A 12,344-nucleotide genomic window follows, 5' to 3' on the forward strand; every position below is an offset into this window, starting at 1 on the left:
GCGCTGTCCTGCGCACACGGCAAGACCGGGGTTGGGCTCCTGCCCAACCCGTCGGGCGCATGCGCCCGACCCATGCGGCTCATGCCCCCGCAAACCCGCCCCGACCCGCCTTTCGACAGAGGGTCGGTGGCCATGGGCGATCAAAAGCCGTTTCGATCATCTCCATGCACGCCGGGCCGTAGCGGCGTAGAGACACGCCATGCGTGTCTGCTCTCTCTTACCGCCTGCGACCAACTATCGGGGGCGGCCGGCGGGTAGCCCCCGGAGGGACGCTCCAAAACATGGATGTTTTGGAGCAGCCCCCAGGGATGGGTTCACGGCGTGTCCCGGAGCGGGGCTGCCCGTCGGCCGCCCCAGCACGTAGAAGCTGAAACGCTGCATTTGGCGGTTGCCCCAAGCCCCACAAACAAAAACGCCGGGCAATGCCCGGCGTTCCTGCGTGCGGCTCGGGTGGGCTTAGAACTGCCCGCCGAACGTGAACTGCAAACGTTCGATTTCGTCGCCGTCCTGCTTCTTGAGCGGGAAGGCGTAGCTGATCGAGATCGGGCCGACCGGGGCGCGCCACAGCAGGGCGACACCGGCCGAGGCACGCAGTTCGTTGGCCTTGAAGTTGTTGGTGCCGTTGTACACGTTGCCGACGTCGAAGAACGCCGAGACGCGCGCCGACGGGCTGTCGAACAGGCGCGGGAAGTAGGCTTCGACCGAACCGACGGTCTTCAGCGAACCACCCAGCGGCTGGCCGCGGTTGTAGGAGTAGGTGGGTTCCGAGCGCGGGCCGAGGGTGTTGTCTTCGAAACCACGCACGGAGTTGGTACCACCGGCGTAGAAGTTCTCGAAGAACGGCAGGCCCGAGGCGGTGACGGTCCGGGTGGTGCCATCCGGATTGGTGATCACGCGCGTGGTGTCGTTGCCGTACGAGTCGCCGTAGCCGAGTTCGGCGCGGGTGTTGATGACCAGCGACGGGATGATCGGCCAGTACTTGGAGACCTGGTAGTTGAGCTTGTAGTACTCGACGGTGGAGCCCGGCAGGGTCGTTTCCAGGCCCACGCGCTGGTACATGCCGCGGGTGGGCATGAAGTAGTCGTTGCGGGTGTCGCGTGCCCAGCCCAGCTCGGTGCGCCAGGAATGGAACGTGCGCTGGCCGATGGCATCGATGTAATCGATGATCGACTGCGGCGTCGAGCCCTGGTACGTGGTGATCTGGTTGCTGTCGATGCCCACCATCAGCGAGACGGTGTCGTTCTCGGTGATCGGCACGCCGAACACCACCTGCGCCGCACCGTTGGTGCTGTTGTACTGCGCGGTGTTGAAGTCGGAGTAGTCCAGCTCGCGCCACGACAGGTTGTAACCCAGCGAGACGCCGTCGTCGGTGAAGTACGGGTTGGTGTAGGAGAAGCCGTAACGCTGCAGGTAGCTGCTGCGCGAGGCCTCGACCGACACGCGGTTGCCGCCGCCCAGGAAGTTGTTCTGCGACAGCTGCACCGAGGTGGTCATGCCGTAGGACTGGGAATAGCCCAGGCCGAACACGAAGCTGCCCGAGGTGGTTTCCTTGACGTTGTAGACGACGTCGACCTGGTCGTTGCTGCCGGTGACCGGCGGGGTCTCGACGTCGACCGATTCGAAGTAGCCCAGGCGCTGCAGGCGGATCTTGGAACGGTCGATCGCGGCCTGCGAGTACCAGGTGTTCTCGAACTGGCGCATTTCACGACGCAGCACTTCGTCGGAGGTGCGGGTGTTGCCCTTGAAGATGATGCGGCGCACGCCCACGCGCGGACCCGGCACGACCTGCATGTTGATCGCCACGGTACGGTCGGCGCGGTTGCTGGTCGGGATCGGGTTCACCTTGGCGAACGCGTAACCGATGTTGGACAGCGAGTTGGTGATGCTGTCCGAGCTGAATTCCAGCAGCGAGCGCGAGAAGATGTCGCCCGGCTTCTGGAACACCATGCGCTCCACATCTTCCTGCGGAAGAATGGTTTCGCCGGTGACCTTGATCTCGGAGATCTTGTACTGCTCACCCTCGGTCACGCCGGCGGTGATGAACATGTCGCGCTTGTCGGGACTGATCGAGACCTGGGTGGAATCGATGCTGAAGTCCACGTAGCCGCGGTCCAGGTACCAGGAATTGAGTTTCTCCAGGTCGCCGGACAGCTTTTCCTTGGAGTACTGGTCATCGCGGCGGTACCACGAGGCCCAGTTGTGCTCCTTGGATTCCCAGGTTTCCAGGATGTCCTTGGACGCGTACTTCTCGGTGCCGACCAGGTTCACGTGCTGGATCTTGGCGGCCTTGCCTTCCTTGATCGCGATGGTGATGTCCACGCGATTGCGGTCCAGCGGGCTCACCGTCGGGGTGATCTCGACGTTGTATTTGCCACGGTCGTTGTACTGGCGGCGAAGCTCCTGGGTCACGCGGTCCAGGCTCAGGCGGTCGAAGGTGCCGCCCTCGGTCAGGCCGATGTCGCTCAGGCCCTTGAGCAGCTGGTCGCTCTTGATGTCCTTGTTGCCGGTCACCGTCAGCTTGTTGATCGCCGGGCGCTCCTTGACCGTGACCACCAGGATGTCGCCCTGGCGTTCCAGATGGACGTCCTCGAAGAAGCCGGTCTTGTACAGGGCGCGGATGGACTCGCCGACCTTGCTGTCGGTCAGGGTTTCGCCACGTTCCACCGGCAGGTAGGTGAAGACGGTACCGGAGGTGATGCGCTGCAGACCATCGACACGGATGTCGCTGACGGTGAAGGGCTCGGCTGCCTGGGCCAGGGCGGGCGCGCCGAAACCGGCGGCGAGTGCGAGGGCAAGCAGGCGGCGATTGGGGAGTCGCGTCATGTCACGTCCGGTTGGAGTCGAATGCAATGTTGCGGGATGCCGGCGCATAAGACGACGACAAAAGGGAAAAAGTTCATCGCTGGACCACACCAAGGATGTCGTTGTAAAACGCCAATCCCATGAGTCCGGCCAGCATTGCCAAGCCGATGTACTGGCCGGCTGCCATGGCGCGCTCGCTCAGCGGGCTGCCCTTGACCAACTCAATAAGGTAATACAGCAGGTGCCCGCCGTCCAAGATGGGGATGGGCAACAGGTTGATGATGCACAGGCTCAGCGACAGCACGGCCAGGAACCAGAGGAACCAGTCCAGCCCGCGCTGGGCGCTCTGGTTGGCCACGCGGGCAATGGTGACGGGGCCGGAAACGTTCTGCAGCGAGGCATTGCCGGTCACGATGCGGCGCATCATGCCCAGCGAATCGCTGGCCGCGCGGCCGGTTTCGCGCAGGGCCGCCGGGATGGCCGCCAGGGGGCCGTACTTCAGGGTTGTGTCGTAGGCCGGGGCGCTGGACTGCGGGAAACCGACGCCGATCTGCCAGGTGGGCTGGCCGCGGCCGTCCTTGCCCTGGCGCGGGGTGAGTTCCAGCGCCAGCCGGTCCCCGCCCCGCAGGACCTCGATCATGCCCGGGCCGCCGCGCTTGCCGAGCGCGAGCACCGCAGGGGAGACCTGGTCGGCCGACTCGATGCGCTGGCCATCGACGGCCAGCACCAGGTCACCCGGCAGCAGCACGCCCTGGGCGGCCGAGTCCGGCAGCACCTGTTCGACCAGGGCCGGCTGCAGGTGGAACTGCCAGGTCAGGCCCACCAGCGAGGGCACCCAGCGTTCATCGAAACCGGCCGGCAGCTGCGACAGCGGCAGGGTCCGCGTGCGCGTCTGCTCCTGCGCATCCAGCACCTCCACCTTCGCATCCTGGCGGTCCATGGCGGCCGTGGTGAGGGCCATGGCGGCCTGGCCGGCGGTGACCACGCTGCGCGAATCCACGCTCAGCACGCGGTCGCCGGCCTGCAGCCCGGCGGCCTGGGCCATGCCGGTGGTGCGGCCGATGGTGGCCGAATAGTCCTGCTTGCCGATCACGAACATGGCCCACAGCAGGGCCACGCAGAGAATCAGGTTGGCGAGCGGGCCGGCGGCCACGATCGCGATGCGCTGCCAGACGGTCTTGTGATTGAAGGCCAGGCCGCGTTCGGCCGGGTGCACCTCGACCTCGCGTTCGTCCAGCATCTTCACGTAACCGCCCAGCGGGATGGCGGCGATCGCGAATTCGGTGCCCGCGCGGTTGCGTCGCATCCACAGCGGGCGGCCGAAGCCGACCGAGAAGCGCAGCACCTTCACCCCGCAACGGCGCGCCACCCAGTAGTGACCGAACTCATGGAAGGTCACCAGCAGGCCAAGGCTGACGATCATCCACCAGACAGAGCCGAGGAACTCACCCATGGTGGACATCGCGGGAAGGGAACGAAAGGGGCATTCAGGCGTTGTCGATGGCGGCTTGAGTGAGCTGGCGGGCGCGCTGGTCGGCGGCCAGCAGGCCCTCCAGTGTATCGGCGGACGTGATGGACAGTGTTGAGAGAGCGTTATCGACCAGCGCTGGAATGGCTAGGAAAGCGATCCGCCCCTGAAGAAAGGCTGAAACAGCGATTTCATTGGCGGCGTTGAGGATGGCCGGGGCGGTGCCACCGGCAGCCATGGCCTGCCAGGCCAGCGCCAGGCACGGGAAGGCGTCGCTGTCGGGGGCCTCGAAATCCAGCCGGCCCTGGGCGAGCAGGTCGAGCCCGCCCACCCCGGATTCGATCCGCTGCGGCCAGCCCAGGCCCACCGCGAGGGTGGTGCGCATGTCCGGCAGGCCAAGCTGGGCCAGGGTCGAGCCGTCGACGAATTCCACCAGCGAATGCACCAGGCTCTGCGGGTGCACCAGCACCTCGATGCGTTCGCCGGGCACGTTGAACAGGTGGTGGGCCTCGATGACCTCCAGCCCTTTGTTCATCAACGTCGCCGAATCGACCGAGATCTTCGGGCCCATCGACCATTTCGGGTGGGCAACGGCCTGGGCCGGGGTGACCTCGGCCAGCTCGGCGCGGGTCCGGCCGCGGAACGGGCCGCCGGAGGCGGTGAGCAGGATGCGGCGTACACCGGCCTGGTCCAGGCTGGCGTCGCGCGAGCGCAGGCACTGGAAGATCGCGCTGTGCTCGCTGTCGATCGGGATGATCTCGGCGCCGGCGGCGGTGGCGCGCTGCATCAGCAGCTCGCCGGCCAGGACCAGCGATTCCTTGTTGGCCAGCAGGATGCGCTTGCCGGCGCTGGCCGCGGCCAGCGTGGAGGACAGCCCGGCTGCGCCGACGATCGCCGCCACCAGGGTGTCGCAGACGTCGCTGGCCGCCAGCTGGTCCAGCGCGGCCGCGCCGGCATGCGGCTGGGTGTCCAGGCCGGCCGCGCGCAGGCCGTCGCGCAGTTCGGCATAGCGGCCCTCGTCGGCGATCACGGCGTGCAGGGGGCGATGGGCGACGCACAGCGCGACCAGCGCCTGCACCTGGGTGCCGGCGGCCAGCACGGTGGCGCGGTAGCGGTCCGGGTGGCGCGCGATCACGTCCAGCGCGGATGCGCCGATCGAGCCGGTGGCGCCGAAGACGGCGACCTGACGGGGGGCAGAGGCGATCTCCATGCTCAGAACCCGAAGATTTCCTTGCCCAGCGCGAACACCGGCAGCGCGGCCAGCACGCCGTCGATGCGGTCCAGCACGCCGCCATGGCCCGGGATGATGTGCCCGGAGTCCTTGGCGCCGGCATGCCGCTTGATCAGGCTTTCGTACAGGTCGCCCAGCACGGAGGCGAACACGCTCACCACCGAGGTGATGATCAGGCCCAGCACGTGGTCAGGGTCGATGCCCGCGACCCAGCCGAACACCAGCGCCACCAGCAGGCCGGCCAGCATGCCGCCGCCCAGGCCTTCCCAGGTCTTGTTGGGGCTGATGCGCGGGGCCAGCTTGGTGCGGCCCAGGGTGCGCCCGGCGAAGTAGGCGCCGGAGTCGGCCGCCCACACGATGGCCAGGGCGGTCAGCAGCCACAGGTGGCCCTGGTCGCCGCTGGCGTGGATGAGCACCAGCGAGGCCCACGCCGGCACGATGGCCAGGGTGCCGGCCAGCAGCTTGAGCGCGCGCGCCGGGCTGCCCGGCTCGGCACCGAAGGTGAAGAAGCGCAGCCACAGCAGCGCCAGCAGCCACCAGCCGATGCCCACCAGCGCGGCGATCTGGTACAGCACCAGCGTGCCGGCGTCGGCCCACACGATCAGCACCATCAGCACCAGGTTCAGCACCAGCAGCACGGTGCGGGCGAGGGTGTCGTCCACGTCGGCCAGCTTCAGCCATTCCCACAGGCCGATCAGGAACACGGCGGCGGCCGCGGCGGCCAGCCATTGGGTCGGCAGCAGCAGGATGGCCGCGATGGCGACCGGCGCCATGATCAGCGCGGCGATGACTCGGGTTTTGGTCATGGGTTGGACGTCTCGGTGGCCAGGGCGGCGATCTGGGCGCTGGTCAGGCCGAAGCGGCGTTCACGCGCGGCGTAGGCGTCGAGCGCCTGCTGCAGGATGGCGGCGTCGAATTCGGGCCACAGCACATCGGTGAACCACAGTTCGGTATAGGCAAGCTGCCACAGCAGGAAGTTGCTGATGCGGGTGTCACCGCCCGTGCGGATGAACAGGTCGGGCGGCGGCAGGTCGGCCAGGGCGACGCGGCTGCCCAGCAGGGCCTCGTCGATCTGTTCGGGAAGCAGGCGGCCGGCCGCGACCTCGGCGGCCAGTTCGCGCGCGGCGCGGGCGATGTCCTGGCGTCCGCCATAACTGGCGGCAATGCTCAGCGTCATCACCTGGTTGTCGGCGGTACGCTGTTCGGCCAGCTGCATGCGGCTGACCAGCCCGGCGCCGAAGCGTTCGCGCTCGCCGATGAAGCGCACGCGCACGCCACGCCGATGCAGCTCGTCCACTTCGCGGTCGAGGGCATTGAGGAAGAGCTTCATCAGCGCGTCGACTTCCTCGCTCGGGCGCCCCCAGTTTTCACTGGAAAACGCGAACAGCGTGAGCGCGGACACGCCGCGCTCCAGGCAGAAGTCGATGGTGCGGTTCACCGCCCGCGCGCCGGCACGATGGCCGATGACGCGTGGACGACGACGCTTCTGTGCCCAGCGGCCGTTGCCATCCATGATGATGGCAACGTGGCGCGGCACGGCGGCGGTGGAGCTGCTGGTCGGGGCCTGGGTCATGGGGCTCAGACCGACATCAGTTCCTTTTCTTTCTCGGCCACGACACTGTCGACGTCCTTGATGGACTTGTCGGTCAGCTTCTGGATGTCGTCCTCGCCACGCTTCTTGTCGTCTTCGCTGATCGCCTTGTCCTTGATCAGCGCGGCGATGGCCTTGTTGGCATCCTGGCGGATGTTGCGGATGGCGATCTTGGCGCCTTCGCCTTCCTTCTGCACCTGCTTGCCCAGCTCCTTGCGGCGCTCTTCGGTCGGCGGCGGCAGGTTGAGGCGGATCACGGTGCCGGCGACGTTCGGGGTCAGGCCCAGGTCGGAGGCATAGATGGCCTTCTCGACGTCCTTGATCATGCCCTTGTCGAACAGGGTGATCACCAGCGAATGGCCTTCGGACACGCTGATCGAGGCGACCTGGTTCAGCGGGGTATCAGTGCCGTAGGCCTTGACGGTGATGCGGTCCAGCAACGCAGGCGACGCACGGCCGGTACGAATGGAGGTAAGGGTGTGCTTCAGAGCATCGATGCTCTTTGCCATGCGCGTCTGCGCGTCCTGCTTGATATCGTTGAGCATCGCCCGAATCCTGGGTATCACTGGGAATCGGGCGATTATATCCCCGATTAGGCGTTGTCGCGGCCCCGGACCAGGGTGCCGATGTTGTCGCCGTGCAGGATCTTCAGCAGTTCGCCCGGCTGGCCCATGTCGAACACGCGCAGCGGCAGGTCGCTGTCGCGGGCCAGGGCGAAGGCGGCGGTGTCCATCACTTCCAGGCCGCGGCGGATCACTTCGTCGTAGGTGAGGCTGTCGAAGCGGACCGCGTCGCTGTACTTGTTCGGGTCCTTGTCGTACACGCCGTCGACCTTGGTGGCCTTCAGCAGCAGGTCCGCGCCGATCTCGATGGCGCGCAGCGCGGCACCGGAATCGGTGGTGAAGAACGGGCTGCCGACGCCGGCGGCGAAGATCACCAGGCGCCCCTTTTCGAGGTGGCGGATGGCGCGGCGGCGGATGTAGTCCTCGCACACGTCATTGATCTTGATGGCGCTCATCACGCGCGCCTTGGCGCCCAGCTTCTCCAGCGCGTCCTGCATGGCCAGCGCATTGATCACGGTGGCCAGCATGCCCATCTGGTCGCCGGTGACCCGGTCCATGCCGCCCGCTGCCAGGCCGGCGCCGCGGAAGATGTTGCCGCCGCCGATGACCAGCGCCACTTCGGCACCGGCCTGCTGGGCCTCGATCACTTCACGGGCCAGGCGGTTGATGACCTTGGGGTCGATGCCATAGTCCTCGTCTCCCATCAGCGCCTCCCCGGAAACTTTCAGCAGGATGCGGCGATAGATGAGATTGGACATGGTGGCCTCTGGATACGTGGAAAACGCGGGAATTCTACTGGAAGCGGGGTCACCAGGTGCGGAAAATCTGCTGCACTGCGGCGCGGCCCCGTCGTGGCTTCCTGTGGCGCGTTGCTGACTCCGTTCAGGCCGGCGCGGTAGCGGGCGACCGCGCAATCACGCGGTTGCGTCCGAGGTTCTTGGAACGGTAAAGCACGTCGTCGGCGGCCTTCAACAGGTCCTGAACATCGGCGAAACGCTCATAACCGCCCTGGGTGGCGACGCCGGCCGAGAAGGTGACGAACAGCGGGCCATCGGCGACCTCGGCCATCGGCGTGTTGACGATGCTGGCCAGGACCCGGCGCACTACTTCCAGTGCCACCGTTTCGGTGGTGTTGGGCAGCAGGGCGATGAACTCCTCGCCACCGAAGCGGGCCACGGTGTCGCTGTTGCGCAGGTGCTCCTGCAGCTTGGTGGCGAACACGCGCAGCACCTGGTCGCCCATGAGGTGGCCATGGGCGTCGTTGATCTTCTTGAAATCGTCCAGGTCGATGAATGCCACCGATAGGGGCCAGCCATGCCGGGTAGCGCGCAGGAACTCCTGTTCCAGCACCGCTTCGAGCTGGCGGCGGTTGAGTACGCCGGTCAGGGCGTCGCGGTGGGCCTGTTCGGCCAGTCGGTTGGCGCGCGCCTCGAATTCGTCGGCGCGCTGGCGGGCCAGGGCGGCATCCTGCATTTCGCGCAGGTTGCGCAGCGTGGCCAGTTCCTGGGCGTGTTCGATCAGCTGCTGCACGCGCGCGGGCGAAATGACGCTGGTCTCGAACAGGGCGCTGATTTCGGGCAAGGCCTCGCTGATCCGGGTCAGGACCTGGTCGAACTGGGCGCTGTCCAGCTGCAGGGTCTCGTTGACGCGCTGCAGGGCGTGTTCACGGGCCGCGTCGGCGTCGGCGCTGAGCCAGATGTCGGCCACGGCACCGGACAGCGCGACGCAGGCCTGGAAGTTGTCTTCGGCGGCGGCCGCTGATTCGCTGTGGGCGATGGCGTCGACCAGGTAGCGCGGCAGGTCCCACTGTTCGGCCACCCAGGCGCCGACCTCGGCGTGGGTGCACTCCAGGTGCTCGCGCTCCAGCGCCACCAGGGCGTCGTTGTCGGCGGCCTGGCGCAGCAGCGGCAGGTACCGGTCCGGCTCGCTCTGGGCCAGCACCAGCACGCCCAGGTCCTGCAGCAGGCCGGCCAGCATCAGCTCTTCGGCCTTGCGCAGGCCCCGGGCCTGGCCCAGCAGGCTGGCGGCCAGGGCGCTGAGGATGCTGCGCCGCCAGGCCCGCTCGCGCACGTCCTGGCCCTGGCCGGGCGCGGTCAGCTCCTGGGTGACGGTGAAGCCCAGCGCGAGGCTGACGGTGGCGTTGAGGCCCAGCATGGTCAGGGCCTGGCCGAGGTTCTCGATCCGGCGCCGGCTGGCGTAGAGCGGGGAATTTGCGATGCGCAGCATGCGTGCGCTCAACGCCATGTCGATGGCGATGATGTCGGCGGCGGTGGTGATGTCGGTTTCCGGGTCCTGCGCCAGTTCGATGATGCGCAAGGCAATACCGGGCGGCGAGGGCAGGTTGCGGCAGAGCGCCAGGGCGGCTGTCAGCTCGGGAGGCATGGCGGGAATACTGAGGTGATGTGGCAAGAATACATGGAGTGCGTCACAGATTTGAGTGCCGGGGCTTGCGCAACTGATTTTGGGCGGCCCTGAAACACAGGTTTCGACACGCCGTGCAGGGCAAAACCAACGGGCGGATCGGGTGGCACGGGGCCATGGCGTCTTTGGTACCACATTCGCCACCGGATGGGGGAGTGGCATGCGGCCGCGGGATGCTGCACGGCGCGGGGTGGCGCGGGTACCATGCGCGCTTCACAAACAAGGATGCAGTCACATGGCGGTGAAGTCGCTTCAGGAATTTCTTTCCAGCACGCACGAGAAGGATGTCAGTGCGGATGCGTTCGAGCTGGAAAGCCTGCACATGCTGGAAGTCCGGGTGGACGGCATGGTCTGGGCCAAGGCCGGCTCGATGGTGGCGCGCAAGGGGGCGGTGAAGTTCACGCGCCAGGGGATTCTGGAGCAGGGCCTGGGCACGCTGCTGAAAAAGATGGTCAGCGGTGAGGGCCTGCAGCTGATGAAGATCGAAGGGCAGGGGCGCGCGTACCTGGCCGATGCGGGCAAGCAGGTGACGCTGCTGCGGCTGGCGGGCGAGTCGATTTTCGTGAACGGCAACGACGTGTTGGCGTTTGAAACCGGGATCGAGTCGAAGATCACGATGATGCGCAAGGTGGCGGGCATGCTGTCGGGCGGCCTGTTCAACATGCGCCTGAGCGGCCACGGAATCGTGGCGATCACGTCACATTACGAGCCGATGACGCTGGCGGTGACGGCGCAGGGCGGCCCGGTGTTTACCGACCCGAACGCGACGGTGGCCTGGTCCGGCTCACTGACGCCGGAGATCGTCACCGACATCTCGCTGAGCACGCTGGTCGGCCGCGGCTCCGGTGAATCCCTGCAGATGCGCTTCGCCGGCGAAGGGTGGGTGGTGGTGCAGCCTTATGAGGAAGTTACTTTCCAGGCCAAGGGCTGACGACTAACGGCAACGGCAACGGCGTCACTGTTCACTCTTCCTGTGTTTGGGCCGGCGGGTGCGGCTTTGCGGGACACGCTGCAAGTACGTCCCTGTAAGCTCCGTCGCCGCATCCATGCGGCTCAGGGTCCCGCAAATCCACCCCCGCCGACCCATTGATAAGGTGCTGGCGGGGTGGGGAGGGCAAGAGCGTGCCGACCATCGGTCGGCACCTACCAGGGGAACGGGCGTCGTCCGACGCGTAGAGCCACGCCATGCGTGGCTGTCTTTTCCGTCCGCAAGACGTAGAAACGAAAAGCCAAAAAAAAGCCCGGCGTAAGCCGGGCTTTTTCATCATCGCTTTTGGCGAATCATCAGGCCAGGCCGGCCTGCTTCATCACTTCGGCGGCGTAGTCTTCGACCACCTTTTCGATGCCTTCGCCGACAGCCAGGCGCTTGAAGCTGATCACTTCGGCGTTGGCAGCCTTCAGCACCTGCTCCACCGACAGGTCGGTGTTCAGCACGTACGGCTGGCCGTACAGGGTGACTTCGTTGACGATCTTCGCGATCTTGCCGCTGATGATCTTTTCCAGGATGTCGGCCGGCTTGGACTTGTCCTTGTCGGACATCTTGGCCAGTTCGATTTCCTTTTCCTTCGCAACGAACTCGGCCGGCACATCGGCAGCCTTGTTGTGCGGCGGGTTCATGGCAGCCACGTGCATGGCCAGGCCACGGGCCAGCTCGGCGTCGCCGCCGGCCAGTTCCAGCAGCACGCCGATGCGGCCGCCGTGCACGTAGGCAGCGACGTTGTTCGACGATTCCAGACGGGCGATGCGACGCACGTCGAGCTTCTCACCGACCTTGGCGATCACCGCGGCGCGGGTCACTTCAACGGTGTCGCCCGACGGCAGCGTGGCAGCCTTCAGCGCGTCGATGTCGGCGGCGCCCGAGCTCAGCGCGGTGGCGGCAACGGCCTTGGAGAAGTCCAGGAAGTTGCTGTCCTTGGCGACGAAGTCGGTTTCGGAGTTGATTTCGACCAGCACGGCCTTGTTGCCGTCCTGCGCCGACACGATGATGCCTTCGGCAGCAACGCGGTCAGCCTTCTTGTCGGCCTTGGCCAGGCCCGACTTGCGCAGCCATTCCGCCGAAGCGTCGATGTTGCCGTCGTTTTCGGTGAGTGCCTTCTTGCACTCCATCATGCCGGCGCCAGTGCGCTCGCGCAGTTCCTTGACCAGGGAAGCAGTGATTTCCACGGGAATTCCTCACGAAAGAAAGGGGTTGGGCCGGCATGGTGGCCGGCCCGTGTGACAGTGTTCCTGTCATCGCGCCATCGGCAGCGGACAGGAGCGGTGGGCGGC

10 protein-coding genes are annotated in these 12,344 nt (G+C 66.5%); 1 reads left to right on the forward strand and 9 read right to left on the reverse strand.

Annotation, left to right across the window (positions count from 1 at the left end):
• Nucleotides 1-456: 456 nt before the first annotated feature.
• The 8 genes from bamA to ACREPD_RS20105 all read right to left on the reverse strand — a co-directional run bounded on the left by bamA (nucleotide 457) and on the right by ACREPD_RS20105 (nucleotide 10,037).
• Nucleotides 457-2,823, reverse strand: coding sequence for an outer membrane protein assembly factor BamA (gene bamA / locus ACREPD_RS20070; RefSeq protein WP_431600941.1), 2,367 nt, complete (start codon nucleotides 2,821-2,823; stop codon nucleotides 457-459).
• Between the two features lie 73 nt (nucleotides 2,824-2,896).
• Entirely contained in the window at nucleotides 2,897-4,255 is a 1,359-nt protein-coding gene (rseP, locus tag ACREPD_RS20075; protein WP_431600942.1) for an RIP metalloprotease RseP, read from the reverse strand.
• A 34-nt stretch (nucleotides 4,256-4,289) separates the two neighbouring features.
• Nucleotides 4,290-5,480, reverse strand: coding sequence for a 1-deoxy-D-xylulose-5-phosphate reductoisomerase (locus tag ACREPD_RS20080; protein WP_431600943.1), 1,191 nt, complete (start codon nucleotides 5,478-5,480; stop codon nucleotides 4,290-4,292).
• A gap of 2 nt (nucleotides 5,481-5,482) precedes the next feature.
• A complete protein-coding gene (locus ACREPD_RS20085; protein WP_431600944.1) occupies nucleotides 5,483-6,307 on the reverse strand; it encodes a phosphatidate cytidylyltransferase in 825 nt (274 codons plus the stop codon).
• Nucleotides 6,304-7,074 (reverse strand): polyprenyl diphosphate synthase, encoded by a 771-nt coding sequence (uppS, locus tag ACREPD_RS20090; protein WP_431600945.1) that lies wholly within the window; start codon nucleotides 7,072-7,074, stop codon nucleotides 6,304-6,306. Before uppS ends, ACREPD_RS20085 begins: the two co-directional genes overlap by 4 nt.
• A 5-nt stretch (nucleotides 7,075-7,079) precedes the next feature.
• Nucleotides 7,080-7,637, reverse strand: a complete 558-nt coding sequence (frr, locus tag ACREPD_RS20095) for a ribosome recycling factor (RefSeq protein ID WP_421570342.1) — start codon at nucleotides 7,635-7,637, stop codon at nucleotides 7,080-7,082.
• A gap of 47 nt (nucleotides 7,638-7,684) precedes the next feature.
• Nucleotides 7,685-8,413: a UMP kinase gene (pyrH, locus tag ACREPD_RS20100; protein ID WP_421570343.1), complete on the reverse strand. Its 729-nt coding sequence runs from the start codon at nucleotides 8,411-8,413 to the stop codon at nucleotides 7,685-7,687.
• Nucleotides 8,414-8,537: 124 nt separating this feature from the next.
• Nucleotides 8,538-10,037 (reverse strand): HDOD domain-containing protein, encoded by a 1,500-nt coding sequence (locus ACREPD_RS20105; RefSeq protein WP_431600946.1) that lies wholly within the window; start codon nucleotides 10,035-10,037, stop codon nucleotides 8,538-8,540.
• 274 nt (nucleotides 10,038-10,311) lie between these two features.
• On the opposite strand from ACREPD_RS20105, the gene ACREPD_RS20110 reads away from it, so the two are divergent.
• The gene (locus ACREPD_RS20110) at nucleotides 10,312-11,007 is read left to right on the forward strand and encodes an AIM24 family protein (RefSeq protein WP_431600947.1); all 696 of its coding nucleotides are present in this window, start codon (nucleotides 10,312-10,314) and stop codon (nucleotides 11,005-11,007) included.
• A gap of 353 nt (nucleotides 11,008-11,360) precedes the next feature.
• Here ACREPD_RS20110 and tsf read toward each other — a convergent pair whose 3' ends face one another.
• Entirely contained in the window at nucleotides 11,361-12,239 is an 879-nt protein-coding gene (gene tsf, locus ACREPD_RS20115) for a translation elongation factor Ts (protein WP_431600948.1), read from the reverse strand.
• Nucleotides 12,240-12,344 lie beyond the last annotated feature (105 nt).

The organism is Stenotrophomonas sp. (genome assembly GCF_050737075.1).
Classification (GTDB): domain Bacteria; phylum Pseudomonadota; class Gammaproteobacteria; order Xanthomonadales; family Xanthomonadaceae; genus Stenotrophomonas.

Coding starts and splice junctions, on each gene's coding strand:
- bamA (WP_431600941.1), bottom strand. CDS start 2,823: ATGACGCGACTCCCCAATCGCCGCCTGCTTGCCCTCGCACTCGCCGCC.
- rseP (WP_431600942.1), bottom strand. CDS start 4,255: ATGGGTGAGTTCCTCGGCTCTGTCTGGTGGATGATCGTCAGCCTTGGC.
- ACREPD_RS20080 (WP_431600943.1), bottom strand. CDS start 5,480: ATGGAGATCGCCTCTGCCCCCCGTCAGGTCGCCGTCTTCGGCGCCACC.
- ACREPD_RS20085 (WP_431600944.1), bottom strand. CDS start 6,307: ATGACCAAAACCCGAGTCATCGCCGCGCTGATCATGGCGCCGGTCGCC.
- uppS (WP_431600945.1), bottom strand. CDS start 7,074: ATGACCCAGGCCCCGACCAGCAGCTCCACCGCCGCCGTGCCGCGCCAC.
- frr (WP_421570342.1), bottom strand. CDS start 7,637: ATGCTCAACGATATCAAGCAGGACGCGCAGACGCGCATGGCAAAGAGC.
- pyrH (WP_421570343.1), bottom strand. CDS start 8,413: ATGTCCAATCTCATCTATCGCCGCATCCTGCTGAAAGTTTCCGGGGAG.
- ACREPD_RS20105 (WP_431600946.1), bottom strand. CDS start 10,037: ATGCCTCCCGAGCTGACAGCCGCCCTGGCGCTCTGCCGCAACCTGCCC.
- ACREPD_RS20110 (WP_431600947.1), top strand. CDS start 10,312: ATGGCGGTGAAGTCGCTTCAGGAATTTCTTTCCAGCACGCACGAGAAG.